The organism is Natronorubrum marinum (assembly GCF_052040125.1).
Taxonomy (GTDB): domain Archaea; phylum Halobacteriota; class Halobacteria; order Halobacteriales; family Natrialbaceae; genus Natronorubrum.
Window position 1 is genome coordinate 643,677 of sequence record NZ_JBPPFV010000002.1, and the last position, 24,657, is coordinate 668,333.

The 24,657-nt window shown below is 64.0% G+C and carries 23 protein-coding genes; 8 read left to right on the plus strand and 15 right to left on the minus strand.

Translation table 11 applies throughout. The features are described from left to right. Nucleotides 1-27 precede the first annotated feature (27 nt). Together ACSFC5_RS12850 and ACSFC5_RS12855 are read right to left on the minus strand one after the other, a co-directional pair. A complete protein-coding gene (locus tag ACSFC5_RS12850; RefSeq protein WP_440765646.1) occupies nucleotides 28-822 on the minus strand; it encodes an MBL fold metallo-hydrolase in 795 nt (264 codons plus the stop codon). 114 nt (nucleotides 823-936) lie between these two features. Further along, entirely contained in the window at nucleotides 937-1,218 is a 282-nt protein-coding gene (locus tag ACSFC5_RS12855) for a MarR family transcriptional regulator (protein ID WP_440765647.1), read from the minus strand. Between the two features lie 323 nt (nucleotides 1,219-1,541). On the opposite strand from ACSFC5_RS12855, the gene ACSFC5_RS12860 reads away from it, so the two are divergent. Both ACSFC5_RS12860 and ACSFC5_RS12865 read left to right on the plus strand, forming a co-directional pair. Continuing rightward, entirely contained in the window at nucleotides 1,542-2,249 is a 708-nt protein-coding gene (locus tag ACSFC5_RS12860; RefSeq protein WP_440765648.1) for a class I SAM-dependent methyltransferase, read from the plus strand. A 172-nt stretch (nucleotides 2,250-2,421) separates the two neighbouring features. Beyond that, nucleotides 2,422-3,327: a glycosyltransferase family 2 protein gene (locus tag ACSFC5_RS12865; RefSeq protein WP_440765649.1), complete on the plus strand. Its 906-nt coding sequence runs from the start codon at nucleotides 2,422-2,424 to the stop codon at nucleotides 3,325-3,327. A gap of 103 nt (nucleotides 3,328-3,430) precedes the next feature. On the opposite strand, the gene ACSFC5_RS12870 is transcribed toward ACSFC5_RS12865, so the two are convergent. Both ACSFC5_RS12870 and ACSFC5_RS12875 read right to left on the minus strand, forming a co-directional pair. Further along, nucleotides 3,431-4,219 carry an enoyl-CoA hydratase/isomerase family protein gene (locus tag ACSFC5_RS12870; RefSeq protein ID WP_440765650.1) on the minus strand — a complete coding sequence of 263 codons (789 nt, stop codon included), beginning with the start codon at nucleotides 4,217-4,219 and terminating at the stop codon, nucleotides 3,431-3,433. Between the two features lie 271 nt (nucleotides 4,220-4,490). Continuing rightward, complete coding sequence (locus tag ACSFC5_RS12875) at nucleotides 4,491-5,270, minus strand: DUF7839 domain-containing protein (protein WP_440765651.1); 780 nt, start codon at nucleotides 5,268-5,270, stop codon at nucleotides 4,491-4,493. A 298-nt stretch (nucleotides 5,271-5,568) separates the two neighbouring features. On the opposite strand from ACSFC5_RS12875, the gene ACSFC5_RS12880 reads away from it, so the two are divergent. Continuing rightward, nucleotides 5,569-6,069: a hypothetical protein gene (locus ACSFC5_RS12880; RefSeq protein ID WP_440765652.1), complete on the plus strand. Its 501-nt coding sequence runs from the start codon at nucleotides 5,569-5,571 to the stop codon at nucleotides 6,067-6,069. 336 nt (nucleotides 6,070-6,405) lie between these two features. Here the strand turns inward: ACSFC5_RS12880 and ACSFC5_RS12885 are convergent, their stop codons facing one another. Continuing rightward, a complete protein-coding gene (locus ACSFC5_RS12885) occupies nucleotides 6,406-7,248 on the minus strand; it encodes a hypothetical protein (protein ID WP_440765653.1) in 843 nt (280 codons plus the stop codon). A 141-nt stretch (nucleotides 7,249-7,389) separates the two neighbouring features. Next, the gene (gene glmU / locus ACSFC5_RS12890) at nucleotides 7,390-8,571 is read right to left on the minus strand and encodes a bifunctional sugar-1-phosphate nucleotidylyltransferase/acetyltransferase (protein WP_440765654.1); all 1,182 of its coding nucleotides are present in this window, start codon (nucleotides 8,569-8,571) and stop codon (nucleotides 7,390-7,392) included. A gap of 153 nt (nucleotides 8,572-8,724) precedes the next feature. Here glmU and ACSFC5_RS12895 point away from each other — a divergent pair, with 153 nt between their 5' ends. Then, the gene (locus tag ACSFC5_RS12895; protein ID WP_440765655.1) at nucleotides 8,725-9,840 is read left to right on the plus strand and encodes an outer membrane lipoprotein-sorting protein; all 1,116 of its coding nucleotides are present in this window, start codon (nucleotides 8,725-8,727) and stop codon (nucleotides 9,838-9,840) included. Nucleotides 9,841-9,971: 131 nt separating this feature from the next. Here the strand turns inward: ACSFC5_RS12895 and ACSFC5_RS12900 are convergent, their stop codons facing one another. From ACSFC5_RS12900 to ACSFC5_RS12915, 4 genes are all read right to left on the minus strand, one after another. Beyond that, nucleotides 9,972-11,510 (minus strand): aldehyde dehydrogenase family protein, encoded by a 1,539-nt coding sequence (locus tag ACSFC5_RS12900; RefSeq protein ID WP_440765656.1) that lies wholly within the window; start codon nucleotides 11,508-11,510, stop codon nucleotides 9,972-9,974. Nucleotides 11,511-11,627: 117 nt separating this feature from the next. After that, the gene (locus ACSFC5_RS12905; RefSeq protein WP_440765657.1) at nucleotides 11,628-12,569 is read right to left on the minus strand and encodes a phosphatase PAP2 family protein; all 942 of its coding nucleotides are present in this window, start codon (nucleotides 12,567-12,569) and stop codon (nucleotides 11,628-11,630) included. A gap of 113 nt (nucleotides 12,570-12,682) precedes the next feature. Further along, complete coding sequence (locus tag ACSFC5_RS12910; protein ID WP_440765658.1) at nucleotides 12,683-13,213, minus strand: DUF8593 domain-containing protein; 531 nt, start codon at nucleotides 13,211-13,213, stop codon at nucleotides 12,683-12,685. Between the two features lie 187 nt (nucleotides 13,214-13,400). Next, nucleotides 13,401-14,210 carry an RIO1 family regulatory kinase/ATPase domain-containing protein gene (locus tag ACSFC5_RS12915; protein WP_440765659.1) on the minus strand — a complete coding sequence of 270 codons (810 nt, stop codon included), beginning with the start codon at nucleotides 14,208-14,210 and terminating at the stop codon, nucleotides 13,401-13,403. A gap of 171 nt (nucleotides 14,211-14,381) precedes the next feature. On the opposite strand from ACSFC5_RS12915, the gene ACSFC5_RS12920 reads away from it, so the two are divergent. The 3 genes from ACSFC5_RS12920 to ACSFC5_RS12930 all read left to right on the plus strand — a co-directional run bounded on the left by ACSFC5_RS12920 (nucleotide 14,382) and on the right by ACSFC5_RS12930 (nucleotide 17,298). Then, nucleotides 14,382-15,584, plus strand: a complete 1,203-nt coding sequence (locus ACSFC5_RS12920; RefSeq protein WP_440765660.1) for a DUF7544 domain-containing protein — start codon at nucleotides 14,382-14,384, stop codon at nucleotides 15,582-15,584. A 327-nt stretch (nucleotides 15,585-15,911) separates the two neighbouring features. Next, a complete protein-coding gene (locus ACSFC5_RS12925) occupies nucleotides 15,912-17,054 on the plus strand; it encodes an acyl-CoA dehydrogenase family protein (RefSeq protein WP_440765661.1) in 1,143 nt (380 codons plus the stop codon). Nucleotides 17,055-17,070: 16 nt separating this feature from the next. Beyond that, complete coding sequence (locus ACSFC5_RS12930; RefSeq protein WP_440765662.1) at nucleotides 17,071-17,298, plus strand: hypothetical protein; 228 nt, start codon at nucleotides 17,071-17,073, stop codon at nucleotides 17,296-17,298. A 45-nt stretch (nucleotides 17,299-17,343) separates the two neighbouring features. Here the strand turns inward: ACSFC5_RS12930 and ACSFC5_RS12935 are convergent, their stop codons facing one another. The 3 genes from ACSFC5_RS12935 to ACSFC5_RS12945 form a co-directional block, all read right to left on the minus strand. Further along, nucleotides 17,344-18,132, minus strand: a complete 789-nt coding sequence (locus tag ACSFC5_RS12935; protein ID WP_440765663.1) for a DUF6517 family protein — start codon at nucleotides 18,130-18,132, stop codon at nucleotides 17,344-17,346. 167 nt (nucleotides 18,133-18,299) lie between these two features. Further along, the gene (locus ACSFC5_RS12940) at nucleotides 18,300-18,803 is read right to left on the minus strand and encodes a DUF2062 domain-containing protein (RefSeq protein ID WP_440765664.1); all 504 of its coding nucleotides are present in this window, start codon (nucleotides 18,801-18,803) and stop codon (nucleotides 18,300-18,302) included. 118 nt (nucleotides 18,804-18,921) lie between these two features. Then, a complete protein-coding gene (locus ACSFC5_RS12945; RefSeq protein WP_440765665.1) occupies nucleotides 18,922-20,178 on the minus strand; it encodes a Glu/Leu/Phe/Val family dehydrogenase in 1,257 nt (418 codons plus the stop codon). Between the two features lie 1,478 nt (nucleotides 20,179-21,656). Between ACSFC5_RS12945 and ACSFC5_RS12950 the strand changes: the two genes are divergently transcribed. Then, the gene (locus ACSFC5_RS12950) at nucleotides 21,657-22,940 is read left to right on the plus strand and encodes a Cdc6/Cdc18 family protein (RefSeq protein WP_440765666.1); all 1,284 of its coding nucleotides are present in this window, start codon (nucleotides 21,657-21,659) and stop codon (nucleotides 22,938-22,940) included. Between the two features lie 294 nt (nucleotides 22,941-23,234). Here the strand turns inward: ACSFC5_RS12950 and ACSFC5_RS12955 are convergent, their stop codons facing one another. After that, entirely contained in the window at nucleotides 23,235-23,930 is a 696-nt protein-coding gene (locus tag ACSFC5_RS12955; protein ID WP_440765667.1) for a cytochrome C biogenesis protein, read from the minus strand. Between the two features lie 81 nt (nucleotides 23,931-24,011). Next, nucleotides 24,012-24,596 carry a TlpA family protein disulfide reductase gene (locus ACSFC5_RS12960; protein WP_440765668.1) on the minus strand — a complete coding sequence of 195 codons (585 nt, stop codon included), beginning with the start codon at nucleotides 24,594-24,596 and terminating at the stop codon, nucleotides 24,012-24,014. Nucleotides 24,597-24,657: the final 61 nt, after the last annotated feature.

Below are 24,657 nucleotides of genomic sequence, written 5' to 3' on the forward strand. Positions count from 1 at the left end.
CAGAAAAGGCAGTCGCTCCCTCGCCGTTCAGTCGGTCCGCGCGGCCGACACCGCTCGCTCGCCGTCCCACGCGAGTCGCCCCTCGACGTCGAGTTTCTCGAGGTGGGCCACGACGGTCGCCCGCGCGAGATCGCGGACGCCGGAGAGATCCTTTGCGTAGGCCGCGTCGAGGATCTTCTCGAGCGTCCGTGCACCGGCGTCGACGGCCTCGAGGATCTTCCCTTCCCGACGCTTCCGGTGGGTGAGCAGTCGCTCGAGGGTCTCCCGTGGTGCATCGATGTCGGGCCCGTGGCCGGGATAGAGCGCCGGTGGATCGTCCGCCCAGAGACGACGCAGGGTCGTCACGTAGGCGCGCATGTCGCCCTCCGGCGCGCCGACGACGACGCTGCCCTCGCGGACGGCGCAGTCGCCACACAGGATCGGTCCGTCGCGGCCGGCCTCGAGTGCGACGTGGTCGGGCGCGTGGCCGGGCGCGTCGAGGACGCGAACGTGGTCGTCGCCGAGCGGAATCGTCGTTCCCGGGGAGAACGTTCGATCGGGATCGACGCCGGTCGCCTCGCGGAAGCGGTCGACGCGGCCGTACCGCGCCCAGACGGTCGCGTCCGTTTCTGCGGCGTACGCGTCGACGGCACCGACGTGATCGGGATGGGTGTGCGTGACGAGCACGTGTTCGACGTCGCGGTCACGGACCGCGCGGTCGAGTTCGTCGGTTCGCGCCGCGGGGTCGACGAGCATCGCGGACTCGTCGCCGAGCAGGTAGGCGTTGGTCGCCCCGCCCGGCGCGCGGGTCGCGACCGGAATCGCCAGTCGAGTGAGATGCATATCTCGAGCGTTGGGCCGGGCGAAAAAGTGTGTATCGGCGGGTCGGTTCGACCGACGTCGGCGGACCACCCCCATCCGTACCCCCGTACAGATGTGGACCGGGCTGCCGAGCCGTCAGTGTTTGAGGAAGTAAACCTGTTTGCGCGCGTCGCGGAAGCTGTATCGGGAGCCGACGAGACCGACGTCCTCGAGGCGGTTGAGCGCGTAGCGGACGGTTCGGTCCGGCAGGAGCGACTCCTCGGCGAGTTGGCCCTGCGAGAGCGGCGAGTCGGTCTCGAGCACTTTCGCGACTAGTTTCGCACTCGGCGGCAGGTCACGGAGGCGGTCGCGGTATTCGTCCGCTGAAAGGGTTTCTTCGGCAGCACCGGCACGGTCCTCGGCTGTACTCATGCTCATACCTACCACAGCGGAATGGCCAGTGGTAAAGCTTCCCTATATGTAGATACGAATAGTCCAGTTTGTATAAGGAGTATGAATGAGGTATTAACACAGAACTCGAATCCCGCCGCCGTCCCCCGATCGTGATTATATACGGGGTCGCTCGAGAGCCGATTCGACAGCGAGCGTCCGTCAGTCACTATCGCTGGACTGTCAGTTAGACCCGCTAATTCCGACGGATCGTCAGCACCGCTCGGCTCGATTCGGTCGACACTCGCGTATCCACTCGCCGATAGAGTCCAGTATCGTTTTATCCTCCGGCTACTGTAGTTGCGCCCAGTGTGAAAGGACAGGAGTGGTACCAGGCCGACGACGTCGCCGAGGAGTACGACGACAAGCGATTCTCCCAGGGCGGACAGCTGATCGACCGCCGGGAGAAAGCAGCCGTCCTCGAGGCCATCATGCCCGTCGAGGACCGGAACATCCTCGAAATCGCCTGTGGTACCGGGCGGTTCTCGGTGATGCTCGCCGAGCAAGGCGCCGACGTCGTTGGACTCGATATTTCGGCGGCAATGTTACAGCAGGGCCGGAAGAAGGCTCAGAACGTCGAACTCGAGGGGACACTCGAGTTCTTGCGAGGTGACGCGGGACGGCTTCCGTTCCCGGACGATCACTTCGATACCGTCGTCGCGATGCGGTTTTTCCACCTCGCGGACGATCCGAGGGCGTTCTTAGAAGAGATGCATCGCGTGTCGCGCGAGCAGATCGTCTTCGACACGTTCAATCGGTTCAGTTCGCGCAGTATCTACAACTGGGCGCTGCCGATGGGATCGCGACTCTACTCGAAGAGCGAAGTCGCCGTCTTGCTGGCCAAGACGAACCTGACCCTGGTCGACGTCGAAGACGACTTCATCGTCCCCTACGGGTTCTATCGGTCGATTCCGAACGTGCTCGCCTCACCGATCCGGACGCTGGACGAGACCATCGGGAAACTGCCGGTCACCGACCACCTCGCGTCGGTTTCCTACTGGAACACCCGGGTTCGCTGACGGATATCTGCAGTCGTCCGCGACCCTGTCTCGGCTTCTCTCAGCCGCCGGTTTCTCTCTCGCAGCCGCGAGTTTTTCGTTCGTGACGTGTGGACGGCCTGAGACGAGACGGTAATCGTCGCTCAGCGGGAAACCCCCCTGTTTTTACTACCGACGAACGCTACCACAAGGTATGGAGCTCTCGGTGGTGGTATCGACGCTCAACGACCGGGAGCAGTTAGTATCGTGTCTCGACGCGCTCGCGGAGCGAGCACCCCCGTCGACGGAAGTCATCGTCGTCAACGGGCCGTCCTCCGACGGCACGACCGGCGTCGTTCGCGACCGCACCGACGTGGACGTGCTCGTCGAAATCTCGGAGCGAAACCCGAACGTCTCGAGAAACGCCGGTCTCGGCACGGCCACCGGCGACGTTGTCGCCTTCCTCGACGGCGAGTACGCGATCGAACACAGCTGGTACGAAGCCGTCGAACGATCGATCGCCAACGGCACGGACGTCGTCACCGGTCCCGTCACGGGCGGCGGCACCGATTACGAACTTCGAACGCCACGATCGATCAAGGGTCGCAGCGTCACGCACTTCGACGGCGACAACGTCGCGTTCGACCGAACCGTCCTCGAGGCGCTGGACGGGTTCGACGAGTACCTCGAGGTCGACGGCGAGCGGGACTGTGCCCATCGCGTGGCCGGTCTCGGCTTCGACGTCGCCTGGGCCGCGGAGATGGCCGCCAGATGCGAGGTCGGGACCGACGGTGGCCGGGCCGACCCCGACTGGGGAGCGACCTACCGCTCACTGTCCTACCGACTCGCAAAGAACTACGGACCGCGACCGACAGTCCTCGGACGAACGGTCGGGAGCGCGCTCCGCGACGGGTTTGCGAGCATTCGCGGCGTCGTCGCGGGTGAGGAAAAGCCGACCGGCTGGGTCTCCAACGGTACCGACGTCATCAGTAACGCGGCTCGCGGGCTCGGAGACGGCCTCCGCGCTCGCTACACCGACCGGTCGGCACAACGAAATCCGAACGGGCTGTCAGTGCGTCACGACCGAGCGGTGCAGTTGTACGATCGCCGCGAGGAGTGATACGGATTGCTGTAACGATGTAGGGGCCCGACCGCAGGACGGCTCACGGTCGGGCCGGAAATGACTTACGGTAAACCGTATGAGCCGCGCTGCCGCTGATTGCCTACTCGCCGCGGAACGTCGGCTCTCGATCCTCGAGTCGCGCTTCGAACCCTTCACGGTAGTCGTTGGTGTCGTCCAGTTCGTGCCCGAGCTGCCGTTCGTAGGCCAGTCCCCGATCGAGGGGCATCTCGAGGGCGGCATTGAGCGCTTTCTTGGCGTTTCTGAGGCCGAGCGGCGCCTTTTCGCACAGCCCGTCGGCGAAGGCCTTCGCTCGTTCGTCGACGGCGTCGACGTCGACGACCTCGTGAACCAGTCCCATCTCGGCGGCGTCCTCGGGGTCGACGAACTCGCCCGTCATGACGATCTCTTTCGCATTCGAGAGGCCGACCAGTCGCGGCAGGCGCTGGGTCCCGCCGCCGTGTGGAAAGGTCCCGAGTCGGACCTCGAGCAACCCGTACGTCGCCTCGCGGCCGATGATCCGGAAGTCACAGGGGAGCGTAAGTTCGAACGCCCCCGCGGGCGCGGCGCGTTTGATCCCGGCGACGACCGGTTGACGGGTCTCCTCGATGGTCTCGAGGAGTTCGGGAAAGACGTCGCGATCGATCTCGGCGTCGGGTTCGACCCGGTCGCGCATCATCTCGAGGTCCATGCCGGCACAGAAGACGGGCCCCTCGCCGAGGAGCGTCGCTGCGCGGACATCCTCGTTCGCGTCGACGCGTTCGAACGCCTCGATCAGATCGCGCATGAGGTCGACCGTCATCGCGTTTCGCTTGTCCGGTCGCGAGAGGGAGACGTCCGCGCGCGTGTCGTTCCAGTCGATCGCCGCGAGTCCGGTGCCGATGGATTCCATGTCTGTGCGATCGATTGCCAGCCACGTAACGGTAGTTGTTAGGCGCGTCCCGTTGTTCGAACGCGTCGTGAAATCGGTTTTCAGTTCGGTGCCGGAGTGCTCGCTCCGATCCGATCAGGTCACGTTCGGTGGCGCACGCTGGCTGCGAGGTGCAACAGCGTGAGCAACGTGCTCGAGTCGCTCCTCTCCGATTCCGAAGAAAACCCGACACGCGAGCCGTCACCGCCGTAATTTCGGATGACGAATCGTCGGCCAGGTTGGAACGAATCGACTACCCTTCGAGCACTTCGTAGGAGACGTCCGCGTCTCGAAGCGTATCCGTGACCCGGCCGACTTCGTTGGTGGTGGCGACCGCGGCCACCTCGAGACCGCGTTCGGCGCCTTCGGCGGCGACCTCGCCGGCCGCGAACGGGACGGTCGGATCGCTGCCGGCCTGTCGGCAGGCGACGATGGCCTCGACGCCGGCGGCGACGACGAGGTCGGACTCCGCACAGTGCTCCGAGAGCGTCTCCGAGTCGACGGCGCGACTCCCGCCGGTGCGAACCGCAGGAATCTGCAGGACGGTGACGGAGCCCGGATCGAGTTCCATGACGCCTTCAAAACTCGTGACGCCGACGTCGGTGCCGGCCTCGGCGTCGGTCGTCGCGACGCCCGTCGCCGGCCCCTCGCCGCTGGGGGTCGCGTGGAGCAACCCGTCTCGAACCGAGAGCGTGACGGTGTCGCCCTCCGCGATGTCGTCGGTCGCGATGTAGGCCGCCTCGCTCATCGCCCCGAGCACGTCGCCGGTGACGTGGTCGGCGAACCGGCGCACGTCGTCGGCGGTCCGAAAGAGTACGTCGACGCCTTCCGGCGTGACGCGGTAGCGCGAGCGTCCCTCCTTTTCGACGAGCCCGTCGTCGACGAGTTCGCGGATGTACTCGCTGACGGCCTGACTCGTCACGCCGACTTCCTCGGCGATCTCTCCCTGGCTGACGGCGGGCTGGCGCTCGGCGATCTGGACGAGGATCCGAAAGCGCGTTGCGACCCGCTTATTGTCGAGGACGTCGACCATACGTCGATAGTTCGGCGAGCGCCCCAAAAAGGTACGCGGTCTCGGCGATCCGCTCTCGGCGGGACGATTCGGCCCGCGAGGAGGTCCGGACCGCGAGGACGTCGAATCTGACGGCGTGGTCCTCTCGGCTGAAGGAGGGCGTGACCTTCACGGCCGAAAGCGGGTATGCAAGCGACGTTCATATGCGAGCGCGACCTCACGGACAGACACGGAGTCGCGATCGGTCCCCTCGACGGGGCCGACGCTTCGATCCCCAACGGTCCCCCTCCCAGACGGGTAGACGAGTGTAGACAAACTCATGCATCGACGAACAGCCCTCGCGGCGATCACCGGCACTAGCCTATCCCTCCTAACGGGGGGCGCTACCGACTGGACCGCCACACCACCTGCCGCCGTCGACGAACCGCTGACCGACGACACCGTCGGCCCGGCCGACGCGACCGAACGGGCGGCGACCGACCTCGAGAGCGACGTTTCCTTCGAGGGGGACGTCGTCGAAATCGTCGAGTGCGGACGGACCTGCCGCGAGGCCACCACGACGCTCACTAACACCGGCACCGCCGACGCGACCGCCGTTCGGGTCGACGCCACCGTCGTCGCCGGCGAGACGCTCGTCTGGGAGACCGACGAGGAGATCGGACGCCTCGAAGCCGGCGAAACCGTCACTCGGACCCAGCGTATCGATATCGGCGTCGTGAGCGCTCTCGCGATCGAAAACAACGACCGAACGGTCACGATAACGACGACGATCACGTCGGCACAGCGGACGGAACAGTTCGTCACCGAGACGACGGTGTAGTTCGGTGGCGACGCACGTCCAGTAGACTAATTAGCCTCCACTCGAGCCAAGAGTACGTGGGCTAGACTGCGGTTGACACACCAGTATCACACACCACTGCGGTCCCAGCGCCCACACCGCGACTTCGATGCGGAAATCACGGCTAGCCGACGGTATCGACCGAGCAGCGTTCCCGCTGTAGCGTAGTATATCGGTGTTGATGATAGTCTTTAACCCGATACGATTTGGCGGTGGCGGACGATCGAACCGTCGCCCCGTCCGGTGAAAACGACGACAGTACGTGTCCGTATTCGACGGCGAATCCGCGCACCCGTGCTGGGCGGACGGACGACGGAGCTACTGGGTCGAACTCGAGGCCTGAACCTCAGTCTGTCCGGCCGTAATCGGTCTGAGGAGTCGACGAAGCAGCGAGTAACAACAGCCGAAAACGAACCCGAAGGCGAGCAGACCGATCAGACTCTGCCAGTGGAGATACGGGAACGGCCGCGAGAGTTCGAAGAACCGCTGCATCCAGAGCGGGAGGGCAACGACGATTCCGAACAGCCAGCCCACGACGGCGACCAGCATGCCGACTGAGATCCCGGCGACCGGATCGGTCGCACGCATCGTTTCGTCCGCCAGCGCGATGATTGCCGCGATTGCCGCCCCGGTGACGATGCTCCACGCGAGCAGCAACATCACCCCTGCACGGGCGCTCTCTCGGCCGTACAGCGTGGCGACGGACTCGAGCCGGTTCGTCGCGTACAATCCAACACCGAGAGCAGCCCCGGCGATCAGGGCCGCGAGCGCGACGCAGACGATGGCTGCGACGAACTGGGTCCCCCGCGAGTCGGTGGCGGATCCGTTCCTGCTTCCTGCAGCCGTAAACACGGTGATCGCGACAAGAAAGAGGAGTATCGATCCGACGATGAGTTCGAGCGTCATCCCGGTCAGCGCCGGCTGATCGAGCGTGTAGTGGAACGCGAACGGGTCGGCCCACCGCGAGTCGTGGAGAGACTCGAGGGTGCGGTCGAGAACCGGAGCGACGTAGTGGACGTCCGGAACGAGACCCCAGAGGCCGCCGGCGAGGATCAGCCACAGCTGATAGCGACGAACCGTCCCGAATCGGAGCGCCAACGGCGCCGTCAGCAAGAGGAGGAGCGACGCGCCGACGAGGAAGTGGACGAGAGCTAGGGCCATTGCAATCGAAGTGAGGCGACCGTACGTCGGGAGACTCCTTTAGTAACCTCGCCGTACAGCCCCTCGAACGATGTCGTGGGCCCGGCACGCGGTCTCGAATCGCGACCGTGCGCGCTGGACGAGGCGTTCGCTCGCGTTCGCCTACCGATCTCGTTCGACCGTCTCACCGGGCAGCGTCGTCGCACCGGTATCGAGTTTCAGCCCGGGTGAGAGACTCGAGTTAATCCCCGTCTTCGCGCCGTCGCCGGCGACGACCCCGAACTTTCGCCGTCCGGTCGAAATCCGCTCGCCTTTGACGGTGAACTCGATGTCCGCGTCGTCGTGCCGGAGGTTCGCGACGTTCGTCCCGGCCCCGAAGTTGACGTCCCGCCCGAGCACGCTGTCGCCGACGTAGGAGAGATGGCTGACCGACGCGTTCCGAGAGAGCACGCTGTTTTTCACCTCCGCGGCGTGGCCGACCTTCGCCCCCTCGTCGATCAGGGTCGCCCCGCGGACGTAGGCGTTCGGCCCGACGGTCGCACCCGAACGGATCAGCGCCGGTCCCTCGACGACGACGCCCGACTTCACCGTCGCGCCGTCCTCGACGACCACGTCGCCCTCGAGATGGGCGTCCTCGCTCACGTCGCCGTCGACCCGGCGCTCGAGAGCCGCGATTTTCCACTCGTTGGCCTCGAGCAGTTCCCAGGGCCGGCCGACGTCGAGCCAGCGCTCGAGGGTGATGGGCGTGACGTCGAACTCGTCGATCACGCGAGCGACGACGTCGGTGATCTCGTGTTCGCCGCGCTCGCTTTCGGGGACCTCGAGCCACTGACGCGCCTCCTCGGGGAAGGCGTAGGCCCCGGCGTTGGCGAGGTTCGTCGGCGGATCGGCGGGTTTCTCGACGATACCGGTAACCGAGTCGCCCTCGGTGCTGAGGACGCCGTAGTTGCGCGGCTCCGCGACTTCGATAGCACAGATAGCCGGACACTCGGTAAAGAGCCGATCGATCGCCGCAGGATCGTAGAGATTGTCGCCGTTCAGGACGGCGAACGGGCCCTCGATGTGCTCGCGGGCTGTATTGACCGCATGGGCCGTCCCGGCCTGTTCGGTCTGGACGGCGTAGCTGACCGGGACGCCGCGGTACTCCGCGCCGAAGTAGTCGCGAACCGTGTCGGCTTCGTAGCCGATCACGAGGACGATTTCATCCGCGCCGGCGTCGACTGCGGCGTCGATAGTGTGGGCCACGAGCGGCCGGTCTGCCACCGGCAGCATCGGTTTCGGAACCGAATCGGAGAGTGGTCGAATGCGCGTGCCCTGACCCGCCGCAAGAACGACTGCTTTCATGTGTTCTGCTGTTCCACGAACCGTCGGATAAGCGATTCGCCTCCCGGAGGCGAGATTCCTTCCATTCCTGACAGCAATCGGCCGGATATTCCGGTCGAGAAAACGCGACTCCCGATTTATAAGGTCGGATTCCTGAAGTGAGACCGAGAACCGATGAAGCGAGCACATGTTTCGACAGTGGTCGTCGCTCTCCTGTTGGTCACCGCTGGCTGTCTCGGCGCGGTGGGATCCGGGGACGACGACGCGAGCGTGGACGACGACGGCGACGAGCAACTGCCCGACGAGGAATTACCCGATGCCGACGAGTTGCTCGAGGCCGCGCTCGAAGCCGAATCGAACGTGGAGACCGTTCAGGGAATCCAGACGACGACGATGGACGATGGAACGGAGACCGTCACGACGACCCAGGAGATCTGGGAACGTGGCCCGGATCAGTACCGAGCTGATATCGTCGAGAGCGACGAGCCCGAATCGATTGACGTGATAGTGTCCGACGGCTCCACAATGTGGATGTACGATGAGGACGAGAACGAGGCCGTTCGGATGGAGTTCGGCTTCGATCAGGCCGATCTGGAGGCGTTGAACGACGGCTTCGTCGACGCTTTCACGGCCGACACGGACGCGTCGGTCGAAGGAACCGATACCGTCGCGGACCGCGACGTCTACGTCCTCGAACTCACCGGCGACGGCGACGACGCGCTCTACGAGTCGGCGACGCTCTGGATCGACCAGGAGACCGACTACCCCCTGAAACAGGAGATTACGCCCGCAGTCGGCGAGTCGGTGACGACGACCATGACGTTCGAGGAGGTCGCCTTCGACGAGGAGATCGACGACGAGGTCTTCGCGTTCGAACCGCCGGCGGACGCCGAGATCAGGGAGTTCGACGAACTCGTGCCCCAGCAGTACGCGGATGTCGACGCCGCCGACGCCGAGGTTCCATTCGACGTTCCGCGGCCTGACGTTCCCGCCGAATACGAACTCGAGAGCGTCCTAGCCGGAGAGAACATGGTGGGCTGGAGCGCGACGCTGCAGTACACGGACGAGGAGGGCTCGTTCCTGACCGTCGGCGTCGCCGACGAGGCGCAAGATCCCGTCTTCGAACCCGACAGCGATCCCGTCGAGATCGGCGACGTCGACGCGACGATCCGCGAGGTCACCGAGACGAGGACGATCCTCAAGTGGGAAGACGACGGGCTCACCTACACCGTCAGCGGCGAACTCGCGGCGGACGAACTGATCGACGTGGCCGAATCGATCGCGGGCTGACCGTACACCGCGGACTTTGTTCGGACGGGTCTCAGTTGCGAACCGGCGAACGCGAGGCGACTGCTACAGCGACCGTCTCTCGCCGAGGATCAGTACGTGACGAGTGAGACGATCAGCGCGCGACTCCGCATTCAGTCCTCGCCTGTCGTGATATCGGCCGACAGACCCTGTGCCATCTCGATCTCTTTGGAGTTGTTCAGCGTCCAGGCGGTGCGTTCGGTGACCGCCTCGATGGCCTCGCGCGCGCTCGGATAGCCGTTCCCGGACTTCTTGACGCCGCCGAAGGGTAACTGGACCTCCGCGCCGATACACGGCAGATTCGCGTACGCGAGCCCGAGGTCGGCTCGGTCGCGGAAGGCGTTGAGTTGGCGGTAATCCTCCGAGATGACGGCTCCCGCGAGTCCGTACGGCGTGTCGTTGTGGATCTCGAGTGCGCGGTCGATATCCCCCGAATACTCGACGAGGGCGACGTGCGGGCCGAAACACTCCTCTTTCAGACAGCGCAGGTCGGTGTCGTATTCGATCTCGTAGACGAACGGGCCGACCCAGTGACCGTCCTCGTGGCCGTCCGGAATCTCCTCGTCGCCGAGTTCGAACCGATCGACGAGCACCTCCGCGCCCTCCTCGACGGCCAGTTCGTTGTGCTTGCGGATCTTCTCGACGTGGTCCGCTTCGATGGCGGGCCCCATGAACGTGCCATCCTCGAGCGGGTCGCCGACCGCGATATCCGCGGCGATATCGACGTATCGCGATTTGAACTCGTCGTAGACGTCTTCGTGGACGATCAGGCGCTCGCTCGAGACGCAGCGCTGGCCGGTCGTCTTGAACGACGACATGATCGCGGAGTGGACCGCGATGTCGAGGTCGGCCTCCTCGGTAACGATGATCCCGTTCTTCCCGCCCATCTCACAAGCCGCGAGTTTCCCGGGTTCGCCGCCGACTTTGCCCGAGATTTCGTGGCCGACCTCCGCGGACCCGGTGAAGAGGACGGTGTCGACGCGCTCGTCGTCGGTGATCGCCGCGCCGGCGTCGCCGAAGCCCTGAACCATGTTGAAGACGCCCTCGGGAATCCCGGCATCGTCCATCATCTCGGCGATAGTCTGGCCGCACCACGGCGTCTGCTCGGCGGGCTTCCAGACGACCGTGTTGCCTTCCACCAGCGCGATGGCCATATGCCAGAACGGAATCGCGACGGGGAAGTTCCACGGCGTGATACAGCCGATGACGCCGCGGGGTTTGCGGCGCATGTAGGCATCTTTCGCCCCCACCTCGCTCGGGACGACGTCGCCGTGGGGGTGTCGGGCGTTGCCCGCCGCCCACTCGACCATGTGCCAGGCTTCGGTCACGTCCGCTTTCCCCTCCGAAATCTCCTTCCCGCACTCCTTCGTGACGATCTCGGCCAGTTCCTCGTGGCGCTCGCGCAGTTCGTGGTAGATGTCCCAGAGGTACTCCGCGCGATCGATGTAGGAGAGCGATCGCCACTCCTCGAAGGCGTCCTCGGCGGCCTCGAGGGCGGCGTCGACGTCGTCGACCGTCCCGCGCTGGAACGTCGCCAGCGTCTCGCCGGTAGCCGGGTTTCGACTGTCGAACGTGTCTCCGTCGCCATCTCCATCAATCCATTCACCACCGATGTAGTGGCCGTACACCTGTTCCGTGGCTTGCTGGCTCATACTCGGACGGACGACGAGCGGCGTAAAAAACCTGGTTGTGGATCACACCCACCGCGGGACGGCGTCCGGACGAGACTGACGAATCGCGGTTCTTGCCGTTCCCTATCCGATCCGCCGTTAGTCCGACCGTCTCGGATGGCGGACGCGAGCGTACAGCCCCCGTACTCGATCCGAGTGCCGAGCGATCGGGACCACGAGGGCGAGCGCAGTGACGAGGCCCACGACGCCGGCCGCGGTCGATAGCGAGACGGACGCGCCGTCTGCGAGGGCGACGACGAGCGGAATCGCCCCGACCAGCGCCGCGCTTCCTCGCACCAGGATCGGGCGAACCAAACTCGAGCGCGACGGCGCGGCGGCGAGTTGCCGCCCGAGCATGACCAGTTGCCAGCCGCCGAAGGCCCCCAGCGATCCGGCGAGCAAGAACACCGCGCTCAGGGATCGATCGCTCGTCACGAGGAAGAACGCGCTGAATCCGATGCCGAGCGCGAACGTGACCGTCGCGCGGTCGGCGAACTCTCGCCGCAAGAGTGTTCGAGCGACAAGCAGGAGGGCTAGTCCGACCGCAACACCGACGACGACGTCGACGACGTAGTGGACGCCGAGCGCGACGCGAGTAAAACAGACCAGCGAGACGAGCGACGCGGCGACGCCGTACCGGAGCCGTCTCGAGCCGACCGAGAGGACGCTCGCAAGCCCGAAATAGACGATCGTCGTGTTGACCGCGTGACCGCTCGGAAAGCCGTAGCCGCCGGCGGTCGCCGTCGCCTCGTATAGCGGCTGGACGAGCCACGGTAACAGCAATGGGTCGAGCAACGGTTCCTCGGGACGCGGGAGCCCGAACACCTCCTTGAGTCCCTTGTACAACCCCATTCCGGCCAGCGTGACGCCCGCGACGGCGGCGATGTCGTCCCGATCCGTTGCGTCGAACCAGTAGAGTACGGTCAGGACGAGCACCAGAAACCAGACATCGCCTAATTGGGTGAGCAGGGCGATAACGACAGCCAGCCACTCGGGGATCGACTCCTGGACGAGATCGAATTCGCCGATGCCACGGGACATTTGCTCGGAGTGCGGTCAGCGATCGGGACCGCCGTCTGTCGCCCGATCTGCGATCACGCGGCTCGATGCGCTCGGGACCCCTCGACTCGACGCGCTCGAGACTGCACCCTCGCTCATCGGTCCTCCTCCTCGCCGCGGTCTTTCGTCACCGTTCGATCTCCTTCCGGCGGCTGATCTTCGCTCTCGGGGTGGCGTTCAGCCCCCGATTCGGTCATCTCGTCCGTCTCGGGCTCCATCGCCTCGCCCGAACGGCCCTTGCCCGCAGCGGCCGTCTCGTCGGTTTCGTCGGCGTCAGTTTCGTCGCCCCGTTCACCGGCGGCTCGTCGATCGCGTCCCCCACCCTCGTGGTCGGCGGACTCGTTGCGGTCGAAGACGGGATCGGTCTCTCCGTCGGTCGTCCACGTGCTCTTCCCCTCGAGTCGAACCGCATCGGCAGTCACCTCGCGGACGACGGCGCCGCCGATCGGGACGATGTTGTCAGTGTCGGCGTTCCAGTCGAGGGCGGCTTTGAGAGAATCCGTCACGTCCGCCTCGAGGTCGACGTACGCCGTCTCGTCGCCGGTCATCGTGACGACCCCGATGGAGTCGCCAGCGGCCGTCTCGACCCGTTTGCCGACATCGGCGTCAGTAAATCGAGCGCACATGCACACGAGTAGTGTAATCTTCTCAAAGCGTGTGGTGCCTGCACTGGCCAGCGACTCGGCGTGATGCGCGGTCGCTGTGTATCACTCCCTGAGCGGAGTTACGGCACGATCTCGGGCTCGGTCCGAGTCCGGCGACGATCACCGATAGCGGACGGAGAACCCCGTTCGCCGTGTCTGTCAGACCCGGTTAGCGCTGCCCCCGGTCCGCCGCCGTCTCGAGTTCGGTCCGTAGCGTCGTCGAATCGAACTCGTGATCCGGGCGAAGGCGGACGAAATCGAGGAATCGGCGCGCCGAGAGCAGCTCTTCGGGCTCGTAAACCACCGCGGCCGCTCGTACGGCGTCCCGAGCGCCGATTCGGGGCTCGAGGACGGCCAGCGCACAGGCGAGATCGTAGGCGGTGGTCTCGGGGACTCGGTCGTCGTGGACGTTGGTCGCGTCGATGAAGTAGAACTCGTCCTCACACAGCAGGATGTTCTCGGCGCGCAGGTCGCCGTGGGCCATGCCGTGATCTCGGAGGGTGGCCAACATGTCGAACAGTTCCGTCGCGCGCTCGGCGACGAGCCAGTCCGGCGCGTCGTCCAGCGACCGAAACTCCGGCAGATACTCGAGGACGAGCACGCCCAGCCCGTTGACCTCGAACGCTTCGATCGGCTGGGGTGCGTTGATGCCGATCTCGCGCATCCGCTCGGTCGCCTCGTACTCGTGTTCGACCATCTCGCGGGGCGTGTCGAACCGGCCGAAGAAGCCGCCGGTGCCCGCCGAAACCGCGCCGACGTTCCGCCCCGTCGTCAACACCGCGTGGACGAGCGCGTTCTGCCGCGAGACGATCTTGACGAACCACCGCTCGTCGATCACGCAGGGCGTCGACAGCCAGTTATCGGCCTCGAGAAACTCCACGCGAACCTCCTCGCGGTCGTACCGATCCGCCAGCGTCCGGATCACGCGCTCGAGGCGGCCCCACTCGACGCTTCCTCGGGCGAGCCGGCGGATATCCATATATCGGATGTGGGTGCTCGGGTGTTAAATGCGTCCCGAACTGTCGCTGGGAAGATGTATTCGATGACGAGATTCTCAGCGCAGTTCGCTGGGACCTGATCGAACTATCAGGCCGCAAGGGGACGACGGAACAGTATCATTATCAACAACGGAATGAAATGAACGGATAATATGGATGCGATCGACGATCTCAGCGACGCACTCGAGACGACTCGAAACTTCCTGACGCCGGTCAGTCCAGGGCTGTGGCTCAAACTCGCGATCGTCGTCTTCTTCGTGAGTTCGCTCGGAATGGGCGGCCCGACGGTCCCCGGCGGAGACGTCGGCACGTTCGCCGACGAGCCGACGTTCGAAGAAGAGACGCCCAGCGAGGTCGAAGAGTTCGAAGAGGAGTTCCCGGTCGAAGATCTCCTCATCCTGCTGTTGGTCGTCGGCGGGATCATCCTGTTTCTCTGGCTGCTGTACGCGATCATCAGCGCCGTGATGCAGTTCGTCTTCATCGAGTCACTCCGGTCGACCGAGGTCCACGTGAGACGATACTTCAAAGCGAACCTCGGGAACGGACTCCGGCTGTTCCTGTTCAGAGTCGGGCTGTTTCTCGTCGTCGGAATCCTCGGAACCGCACCGGCGGCGGTGATTTGGCTCCAGGGTGGTTTCGATACCATCTCGGGCGCTATCGTCGCGGTGTACGCGCTGTACGGAATCGGACTGTTCCTCGTCTACTCGCTCGCCCGACGGTTCACCGACGAGTTCGTCGCGCCCGTCATGTTGCTCGAGGATCGCGGCGTCCTCGGCGGCTGGCGTCGGTTCTGGTCGACGCTGACGGGTAACTGGACGGAGTACCTGGTCTATCTGGTTCTCGTCTGGATCCTCTCGCTCGCGATCACCATCGGCGTCTGGTTCGTGATCTTGTTCGGCGCGTTCGCACTGCTGATCCCCTTTGCCATCGTGATCTTCCTGCTGGTACTCGCCGCCGGCGAGATCGGTGCGATTCTCTCGGTGCTGGTCGGCATCGTCGCGTTCCTGACGATTCTGCTGTTCGTCGCGCTCGTCTGGACGCCGATCGCCACCTACTTCCAGTACTATGCGCTGTTGTTGCTCGGCGATACGAACGCTGACCTCGATCTCATCCCCGAGCAGCGCGCCGCGGTGCGCGCCGACGGCGGCGAACCCGCCGAGCGAGGCTCCGCCTGGGACGACGACGCTCGAGACGACCACGACCGGTTGGACCGCGACGAGGGTCGAACGAGCGACGACGACCGCGAGTGGGATGACGACTCGGATCCGTGGAGCGACACGGACGAGACGGACGACTCGGATCCGTGGGACGACTCGGACGAGTCCGGCGGCCGCGACGACGACCGCGGCTGGTAACGACTCGGGCGACTCTCCGAAGCTGAGGCGGTCACCGTTCTATTTTCGGGAGTGATCGAATCGCAGATTGCACGCTCACGACACGTGCGTAGCGAGCCGAGACGGTCCCGTCGCTCTCGTCTCAACGGGGCCGAACGGGATCGAGACGGGTCTACGCGGGTGATATATTGGTGGACAGAAACTGCGAGTACCCCTACCCGCTGTCCACCGTCCTACCAGCATAGGGATCAGAAGAGGCAATATGCTTTGTGGTCGAACGACGTCGACGGGCCGGCCGTCGACGCGCTCTGTCGGTGCGTTTATTCCGTCCCTCGGCAAGTATTGCGTATGGACACCGAGCTACCCGACGAGCACCGGATGGTCCGGGAGACTGTTAGGGACTTCTGTGACGCGGAAATCGAACCGATCGCTCAGGAGATCGAAGACGAACATCGATTCCCCGCGGAGATCTTCGAGCAACTCGCCGAACTGGACATGATGGGCGTCCCGATTGACGAGACGTACGGCGGTCTCGGTGGCGACACGCTCATGTACGCGCTGGTCGCCGAGGAACTCGGTCGGGTCTCCGGCTCGATCGGGCTCTCCTACGTCGCGCACACGTCGCTCGCGTCGAAACCGATCGAGCAGTTCGGCACCGACGCCCAGAAGGAACGCTGGCTCCGTCCGCTCGCCGAAGGCGAGTACCTCGGCGGCTGGGCGCTGACCGAACCCGAGAGCGGCTCCGATGCGTCGGATATGGACACCGTAGCGGAAAAAGAGGGCGAGGAATGGGTATTAAACGGCACTAAGCAGTTCATCACCAACGCCTCCGAGGCCGGCTCGGTTCTCGTTAAGGCCGTCACGGACCCCGACGCGGGCTACGACGGCATCTCGACGTTTATCGTTGATCCCCGCGAGGACGACGGCTTCGAGGTGAGCACGATCTGGGAGAAGATGGGACTGAACGCCTCGCCGACCTGTGAGATTCGCCTCGAGGACGTCCGACTCCCCGAAGACCGGCTTCTCGGCGAGGAAGGCGAGGGCTGGAACCAAACGAAGAAGACGCTCGACGGCGGCCGCATCTCGATCGCCGCACTCTCGACGGGGTTAGCACAGGGGGCCTACGAGCACGCGAAAACCTACAGCAAGGAGCGCGAGCAGTTCGGCCAGCCGATCTCGAAGTTCGACGCCATCCGCGACAAGGTCGTCGACATGCACCGCAAGACCGAGCGGGCGCGACTGCTCACCCGTCGGGCCGCTCGCACCTACGACAAGGGCGAGCCGGTCACTCGCGAGTCGGCCCTCGCGAAGCTCGACGCCAGCGAGGCCGCCCGCGAGGTCGCCGAGGACGCCGTCCAGGTGCTCGGCGGCTACGGCTACACCACCGACTTCGCCCCCCAGCGGTTCTACCGGGACGCGAAGCTGATGGAGATCGGTGAGGGCACGAGCGAGATCCAGCACCTCGTGATCGGTCGCGAGCTGGGACTGTAACTTCCCAGAGGACACCGTGAGTTACACGCTCCTCGGACTCAGTCTCGTCGCACTCGGCCTGGCCGGCATCCGGTACGCACCCGCCATCGTCGCCGCCCAGCACCGACAGGGGATGGCCCCGCTTGCCGACGACGATCGGGCAGACCTCGAGAACGCGGACCGAGTTCGGGTCACGAAAGGGGCCGGCGCCGTGCTCGTCGCCACGGGACTGGTCAGCGTCGCGTACGGGTCCGGTCTCGTCTGAGCGACGAACCGAGAATCAGTGGTGCGGCGAGTGTCGAATCGGCGACTACTCGAGGGTGCCGAGGATCCCGTCGTCGTCCTCGCTCTCATCACCGTCGTCCTCGCCGTTCCCACCGTCGTCGCCATCGTTACCGTTCGCATCGTCTTCGGATCCGTCATCGTCCGTCTCGTCGCTTCCGTCGTCGTTCGTGTCGATATCGGCGGTCACGCCCTCCATGAGTTCGAGGACGTTCGACTCTTCTTGCATGCGGAGATCCTGCGGATAGACGCCGATAGTCACGAGCAGGTCGTCGTCGTCGGTCGGGACGGCCTCGCTGACGTGGAGGTCGACCGGAAGGTCGTGGCCGTCGAACGTTGCGTCCGCGTCGAACCGCGATCGAGTCGTTTCCCCGCCGAGGATCGTGATCTCGCCGTCCTCGTCGTGAGAGATGTCGCCGATATCGTCGTAGTTGTCCTCGACTAACTCGATGATCTCCTGGGCGGACATGTCTTCGACCGGATTGACGTTTCGCCCGGCGATACTGATCTGTGGCGTCGTGAGGACGATGAAGACGGCCGCACGCTGACCGTCAAGCGGCCCGATGCTCACCGACTTCTCGTGTTCGGTCATGTAGTTCGTGACGGAGATCGTCTCCGTGGCGATACTGGCGCCGACTTCCTCCTCGACGACGATGTCGTCGATGTCGGTCTGCGCGTAGCCCGTCTCGTCGCGAACGCTCGCTTCGACGCCGACCGGCGACGACTCGTGTTCGTCCATGCCGACCAGACCGAGACAACCTGCAAGGCTCGTCAGTCCCGCGATGGACAGTCCGCCAAGTACGGTTCGTCGTTTCATTTCCTCCCAATCAATAGTCAGTTCATATGAGTTTGTTGGAATGGAGAACGTCAGTTAGAACGGTAACAGTTCCCGTCGGTCGAGGCGAGTCGTCGGGGCCGACGTGAGTCGCCAGCGAGGACGAGAGTCTGCGGCAGAAACGAATCGAAAGCGGTGCGTTCGGCTGTCTATTCCCGTCGGAAGAACCCGATCAGGACCGATAACAGCGACGGTTCCGTTCGCCGTCTTGATCGTCGGCGGTGGGCCCGCGTCAGGTGTAAGAGAGTGAGATACCCGATCGACGAGAGCGCGACCGCGATGATGAGGTTTCCGACGAGTAACTGCTTGATCGCGACCCACGCCGATTCGGTGGCCGTTCCGTCGAGCGAGCCGACGGACTCCGAACCGAGCAAGAGCGCGCCGACGTGAAAACTCCCGAGATATACCAGCGGTTTCACGAACGGGTTGAGCACGGCGACGGAGGCGAATATCGCAGGTTTGCTGATCCACGACCAGATCGAGATGAAGACGAAAAATAGCCCGATTCCGAGCCCCCCGGTCGGCATCGCCGTGATGAAAATGCCGATCGCGAAGCTCGCTGCGACTTGATGTGGGGTGTGTTCCTCGCGGAACGCTGCGAGGAGTTGGCCGCGAACACGATCACGATAGTCGGCGAGCCGTTCGCGTACCATTCGCTCTGTGGGTCGGTGGCCAGCGACGGGCAAAAAGATACCGAGTCGCGACGCGACGTATCAGAGCACAAGCAAACATGCACGGACGGATTTGGCGTTCAATTCAAGCCGAGGCAGTTTACGGGAACGTCCCGGCTTCCTCGAACGAGTCCGCGACCCGCCGAATCGCCACGACGTACGCGGCGGTACGGGGATTCTCGAGGTCGTACTCCTCGAGCGTCGCGACGAGGGCCTCGAAGGCGTCGACGATAATCTCCTCGAGTTCCTCGTTGACCCGCTGTTCGGTCCAGTAGAAGCGCTGGCGGTTCTGGACCCACTCGAAGTAACTGACCGTCACCCCGCCGGCGTTGGCGAGGATGTCGGGAATGACGAAGACGTCTTTACCCTCGAGGATCGCGTCTGCTTCGGGCGTTAACGGCCCGTTCGCTGCCTCGGAGATGACGTCAGCTCGCACGTCTTCGGCGAGGCCGGCGTCGATGGCGTTCTCGAGGGCGGCTGGGATCAACAGATCGACGTCCAGCGTGAGGACCTCGTCGTTCGTCAGTTCCTCCTCGCTCTCCTCGTAGCCGACGACGCTGCCGGTCTCGTTCTTGTGGTCTTTGGCCGCGACCGGATCGAGCCCGGAGCCGTTGTAGATGCCGCCGCTCGAGTCGCTGACCGCGACGACGGTCGCACCCATGCGGTCGATCAATTTCGCGGCGATCCAGCCGGCGTTACCGTAGCCCTGAACGGCGACGGTCGCCCCCTCGAGGTCTTTGTCGAGGTGGTCGAACGCCTCCCGGGCGGCGATCACCGTCGATCGGCCGGTCGCCTCGACGCGGCCCTCGCTGCCGCCGCTGGCGATGTTCTTGCCCGTGATGACGCCCGGCTCAGTGGTGTTCTCTAAGGTCTCGTACGTGTCTTTGATCCAGTTCATCTCCCGCTGACCCGTGTTCACGTCGGGCGCGGGGATGTCGCGGTCCTCGCCGATCATGGGACGCAGTTCCGTCGCGAACGCGCGGGTGACGCGCTCGAGTTCCGCCTCCGAGTACTCGTCGGGATCGATGATGATTCCGCCCTTTCCGCCGCCGTAGGGGATTCCCGCGGTTGCACACTTGTACACCATCCAGCCGGACAGCGCCTTCACCTCGTCGCGGGAGACCTGCGGGTGGTACCGAATGCCGCCCTTGTAGGGCCCGCGGTCGCCGTTGAACTGCGAGCGAAAGGCTTTGAACCGCTCGAGCGAGCCGTCGTCGAGTTCGACCGTGAGATTGGTCTCGAGCACGCGCTCGGGATGTTTGAGCCGCTCGATGACGTCGTCACCGACCTCGAGGTGGGTTGCGGCCTCGTCGATCTGTGACTGGAGGCTTTCGAATGGATTCGCGCCCTCGGTCATATTAGCCTCTTTTTCGGAGGGGAGGATAAGCGTAGCGAATATCTATCATGGTGCACAGTACCCCGTTCACCCAGGGACTCGATGTGTCCTAGTATAGTGGTCAGACGATCACTTTTGGTCGATCGGCACCGTCTGGTCCCAGATGCATCCCGCCTCGCCGATAAACGAGCCATCGAGTCGCAAATAGGGGAAACCGTGTCACCAGCGCCTGTTCGTGTTACCGGCGCGTGTCGTGTCACTGGCACGTGTTATGTCACCGTCGTCGATCCGAGAACGTTCGTCGACGGACACCCCTCGTTCAGAGTGTAACGACCTGAGCAGGTACCGACTCGAGCGGGTGCCCGTGTCCGGTCGCCGGTTCGAGCGCGCCGTCGCACGTATCAGGGAGAGACCCGTCGTTCAGAGTGAAATGGGGACGATTCGACGGCTCGTTTCGTCTCTATCCACGTGGTGCGTTGAGCGGTGGCGAACGGTTCCGAACGGAAAGACCGAGACATTAGGGCCGTGACGTCGGTCTATTCTCTCGATTCCGGATCCTTTCACTCTGAACGGGGGGTGCGACCCGAGGTAAGTCTCTCGAGAATCGTATTCGAGTAACCGATGTGCCGGGTCGGGTAAGACCCCCACACCCAGTTCAGAGTGAAACGGGTAACGACTGGGGTGGGGCGACTGTGGCCAGTCCGCGCGGACACTGCAGCGGTGGCGATGAGACGAGTTATTTCTGGGAACGACGCAACCTCCAAGATCGAAATAAACGTTCACTAATAGGTGATTCTTTCTACTATCATAAAATATAATACTACTATACTAGCTAGATGGATCCCAATAGAAGAGAGAAGAAGTGGAGATCGCGGACCGCGAGGTCCAGAAGATGGGTTCTCATCCATTAACTCTAATTAACTCTAACTGACTTTAACTCCCTCTGGTACGTCTATAGTAACAACTGGAACTGTTTACGCACCGATCGCTGGAACTGTTTACGCACCGATCGCATAGCTCACGGGTCGTCCCTCCCCGTCTGCTCACGGGCCTCCGGCTCGTTCGCGCGGTATGCGGGACCTGTGGTCCCGCACTATTCGCTCGTCCGCGGTTCTCGCGTCACTCGAACCGCGTTTCCGTCCTGCGATCGGGTGTGCACTGACTTTCAGTGGCTACTACAGTCTATGCCGTCGTTGGTCGACTGGTCTGCAGTCCATCTTTCCATTGCATCTCCGCTCCGTTGTGACTCCTCTCACCCACACCTGCACGCGATTTTCACTCTGAACGGGGGGTGTGGGGGTCGTGATCACGGTCGGCGGCGAGCGCCGATGGTCTGGTCGACGTCCGAGTCGGTCTCGAGACTGCTTCAGTCTGAACCCGGGGTCTAGCTACCTCGATCGATATCGGCCGAATTAACGCGTACCAATACAGCTACCTGCCGCCTATCAGTCTGAACTACCTTCCATAGATTTATTATGTCCGTCTTCGACGACCGAGGTATGGCTGATCAGGCTGGGGACCCGCTCTTCCACTCTCACGATCCCATCTTCAATCGGAAGGAACTCCTCCACGTCGGTCACGTTCCCGACGAAGACCGTATCGTCGGTCGGGACGACGAGATCGAATCCGTCGCGGCCGAAGTCGGTGCGATCACGCGCGGCGATCCGCCGAACAACGTGATGATCTACGGCAAGACCGGCACCGGAAAGAGTCTCATCTCCCGACACGTCGCGACGCGAGCACAGGACGCCGCTCGAACGAACGAGATCGACTGCGGCGTTCTCTACGTCGATTGTTCCGAAGCGAACACGGAGACGCGTGCGACGCGCCAGCTGGCGCTCAGTTTGAAAGAGCAGACCGAGTATCAGGAAGGGATTCCGGTCCGCGGCGTCGGTACGATGGAATACTACCAGCACATCTGGCAGATTCTCGAGTCGTGTTTCGACGCGATCATCGTCATCTTAGACGAGATCGACAAACTGGACAACAGCAACATCCTCATGCAGCTCTCGCGCGCTCGAGAGGCCCAGAAGACGGACGCCTACATCGGCGTCATCGGCATCAGTAACAAGGTCAAGTATCGGGAGACGCTCGACGAGCGCATCGACAGCAGTTTCGGCCACCGCGAACTGTTCTTCCACCCCTACGACGCCTCCCAACTCAGGGAGATCATGCGCAACCGCGAGGACGCGTTCCAGCCGGAGGTCTTAGAGGACGGAACGATCGAACTCTGTGCGGCACTCGCAGCCAAGAAACACGGTGACGCACGGAAGGCGATCGAGATCCTCAAGGAAGCCGGCGAACTCGCGCGCCGAACCGGCTCGGAGACGGTCTCGGAGGACCACATCCAGCAGGCCCAGGAGGTCGCCGAGATCAACCGGATCGAGGAACTCACGAGCGGCGCGACGGTCCACGCGAAACTCGCCCTCTACGCGCTGGCGAGTCGCATCATCACCGGCGACCGGGAGACGTACAAGACGCGGGAGGTTTACGAGCGCTACGCTGGCATCTGCGAACTGGTCGCCACGGATCCGATCACCGAGAACGGGCTGTACCGACAGCTCAAGGAACAGGCCTTTCTCGGCGTCATCGAGTCCGAGAAGACCGGCGGGGGCCGTTCCCAGGGTAGTTATCTCCTCCACCGGCTCGTCACCGATCCGAAACACATCGTAAAGGCCGTGCGACGGGATTCCTCGCTCGAGGAGTTGCCGACGTACGGCCGGCTTTCCGGTACCGAGAGTTCGTCGAGAGCACACGACGCCGACCTCTCCTCGTTTACCTGAGTTAGCTCCGAGCGATTCCGACCGGACGACCCATCCCACCCACGACCGCGCTTTCACTCTGAACGAGGGGTGGGGGACCGAAACCGCTGCCGCTCGAGTACAGCGATCATCGGAGAGCATGGATCGGCCAGCAGTCCGACCGCAGCGAGAGCACCCGCAGTAGCCCGACAGCAATGAGAACGCCTGCAGCAAGAGGATCCGTCGAGACTCGCCGCAGTGAGAGGACGCACCACTCAGACGACGGTGAGTCGGTTATCGGCTACCGCGACGTGAGACGCCAACTATCGGCTCGAGTCAGCTGAAACCCGGAACGACGCGAAAGACGAACAGCAGGTAGTACAGCGACACGGCGACGAGCACGAGTCCGACGACGCGGTTGATCGGCGTCCCGTATCGGGCGAGCGTTCGGGTTACGCGACGGCTGTACGGTTGCGAGAGGAGCGCGAACGCCAGCAGCGGCGCGCCGATCCCCAGACCGAAAGCGAGAAAACCGAGCATGACCTCGAGGTGGGAGTCGAACGCGGGGAACGCGACCGTCGAGCGGCTGAAAAACAACGCGATCAGTCCGGGATTGCAGGGGACGACGATCGCACCGAAGAAGAAGCCGTACCCGAACGCGGACAGCGTCGGATACCGAGAGTGGGGCGGTTCGATCGTTGGCAGCCGGGAGAACGCGCTCGGCGCGACGAGGAGCACCGTTCCGACGACGGCCAGTACCCCGAACGCGATCGGCGAAACGCGATCGACCGCGTTCGTGACGCTCGTGCCGAAGACCGCGGTCCAGAGCAGTCCGACGGCCATCATGAACGCGATCACGCCCGCGACGACGAGCGCGCCGACCACGGCGACGGGCGGTCCCCGCTCGTGCTCGCCGGTACTCGCCAGATAGGCGACGAAACCCGGATAGAGCGGAATCACGCACGCCGCGGTCAGGGGCGTCGCGAGCCCGAGCAGAAAGAACTCGAGCAGCGCGGCGGCCGTCGACGTCATTGGAGAACGTGCCGTCGCCCCACAGGCGGAGCGGTAGCGAATTCGACGCGAACCGCCGACGGCTGATGCCCGTGCGGGCGGTCAGCAGACATCGTCGATCACCGATTCGAGCTCGGCGGCGTCGGCGATCTTGTCGAATCGGTACGTCTCGCCGGTCGGACAGACGACGAGTATCGGCGAGGCGGTGCTGCTGTTCATCTCCTGGCCGAAGTCGGAGACGAGGCTCCCCGACATCGCTTCCGAGGAGACGCCGAATCGCCATTCGAAGCCGTCCTCCGCCGCGTAGCTTTGCAGGTCGTCCGAACTGACGCGCGGATCGATCGTCAGATCGACGATTTCGGCGTCGGCGTTTCCCCTCGCGTCAAACTCGTCGAACTCGTAGTGCTGACTGTGACAGACCGCACAGCCGATCGTGAACCGGTGTACCACGACCGGCCGTTCGAGCTCGCCGATGGCGAACTCGTCCCCGGTCAGTTCGTCGGTTACCGACGCGGTCAGCCAGGTGGCGCTCTCGTCGACGTCGACTGCTTCGGGTTCGACGTGGGACTCCTCGTCGTTCCCGCCGTCATCGTCACCCGTACAGCCCGCGAGTGCGGACAGCGACCCGGCACCGATCGAAGTGAGGACCGTCCGTCGATCAAGCACGTTGCGGCCAGTCGGAGTCATCGCTCGAATATCGGGCGGACGAAATACAATGGTTTTGGTGTGATGTTCGATTCTGCTCCGG

What these genes read in the sequence shown, in the direction of transcription:
- ACSFC5_RS12935 (WP_440765663.1), bottom strand. Translation starts at nt 18,132, where the DNA reads ATGAAACGACGAACCGTACTTGGCGGACTGTCCATCGCGGGACTGACG.
- ACSFC5_RS12920 (WP_440765660.1), top strand. Translation starts at nt 14,382, where the DNA reads ATGGATGCGATCGACGATCTCAGCGACGCACTCGAGACGACTCGAAAC.
- ACSFC5_RS12910 (WP_440765658.1), bottom strand. Translation starts at nt 13,213, where the DNA reads ATGTGCGCTCGATTTACTGACGCCGATGTCGGCAAACGGGTCGAGACG.
- ACSFC5_RS12895 (WP_440765655.1), top strand. Translation starts at nt 8,725, where the DNA reads ATGAAGCGAGCACATGTTTCGACAGTGGTCGTCGCTCTCCTGTTGGTC.
- ACSFC5_RS12940 (WP_440765664.1), bottom strand. Translation starts at nt 18,803, where the DNA reads ATGGTACGCGAACGGCTCGCCGACTATCGTGATCGTGTTCGCGGCCAA.
- ACSFC5_RS12850 (WP_440765646.1), bottom strand. Translation starts at nt 822, where the DNA reads ATGCATCTCACTCGACTGGCGATTCCGGTCGCGACCCGCGCGCCGGGC.
- ACSFC5_RS12945 (WP_440765665.1), bottom strand. Translation starts at nt 20,178, where the DNA reads ATGACCGAGGGCGCGAATCCATTCGAAAGCCTCCAGTCACAGATCGAC.
- ACSFC5_RS12870 (WP_440765650.1), bottom strand. Translation starts at nt 4,219, where the DNA reads ATGGAATCCATCGGCACCGGACTCGCGGCGATCGACTGGAACGACACG.
- ACSFC5_RS12875 (WP_440765651.1), bottom strand. Translation starts at nt 5,270, where the DNA reads ATGGTCGACGTCCTCGACAATAAGCGGGTCGCAACGCGCTTTCGGATC.
- ACSFC5_RS12900 (WP_440765656.1), bottom strand. Translation starts at nt 11,510, where the DNA reads ATGAGCCAGCAAGCCACGGAACAGGTGTACGGCCACTACATCGGTGGT.
- glmU (WP_440765654.1), bottom strand. Translation starts at nt 8,571, where the DNA reads ATGAAAGCAGTCGTTCTTGCGGCGGGTCAGGGCACGCGCATTCGACCA.
- ACSFC5_RS12950 (WP_440765666.1), top strand. Translation starts at nt 21,657, where the DNA reads ATGGCTGATCAGGCTGGGGACCCGCTCTTCCACTCTCACGATCCCATC.
- ACSFC5_RS12925 (WP_440765661.1), top strand. Translation starts at nt 15,912, where the DNA reads ATGGACACCGAGCTACCCGACGAGCACCGGATGGTCCGGGAGACTGTT.
- ACSFC5_RS12960 (WP_440765668.1), bottom strand. Translation starts at nt 24,596, where the DNA reads ATGACTCCGACTGGCCGCAACGTGCTTGATCGACGGACGGTCCTCACT.
- ACSFC5_RS12885 (WP_440765653.1), bottom strand. Translation starts at nt 7,248, where the DNA reads ATGGCCCTAGCTCTCGTCCACTTCCTCGTCGGCGCGTCGCTCCTCCTC.
- ACSFC5_RS12955 (WP_440765667.1), bottom strand. Translation starts at nt 23,930, where the DNA reads ATGACGTCGACGGCCGCCGCGCTGCTCGAGTTCTTTCTGCTCGGGCTC.
- ACSFC5_RS12865 (WP_440765649.1), top strand. Translation starts at nt 2,422, where the DNA reads ATGGAGCTCTCGGTGGTGGTATCGACGCTCAACGACCGGGAGCAGTTA.
- ACSFC5_RS12855 (WP_440765647.1), bottom strand. Translation starts at nt 1,218, where the DNA reads ATGAGCATGAGTACAGCCGAGGACCGTGCCGGTGCTGCCGAAGAAACC.
- ACSFC5_RS12905 (WP_440765657.1), bottom strand. Translation starts at nt 12,569, where the DNA reads ATGTCCCGTGGCATCGGCGAATTCGATCTCGTCCAGGAGTCGATCCCC.
- ACSFC5_RS12880 (WP_440765652.1), top strand. Translation starts at nt 5,569, where the DNA reads ATGCATCGACGAACAGCCCTCGCGGCGATCACCGGCACTAGCCTATCC.
- ACSFC5_RS12915 (WP_440765659.1), bottom strand. Translation starts at nt 14,210, where the DNA reads ATGGATATCCGCCGGCTCGCCCGAGGAAGCGTCGAGTGGGGCCGCCTC.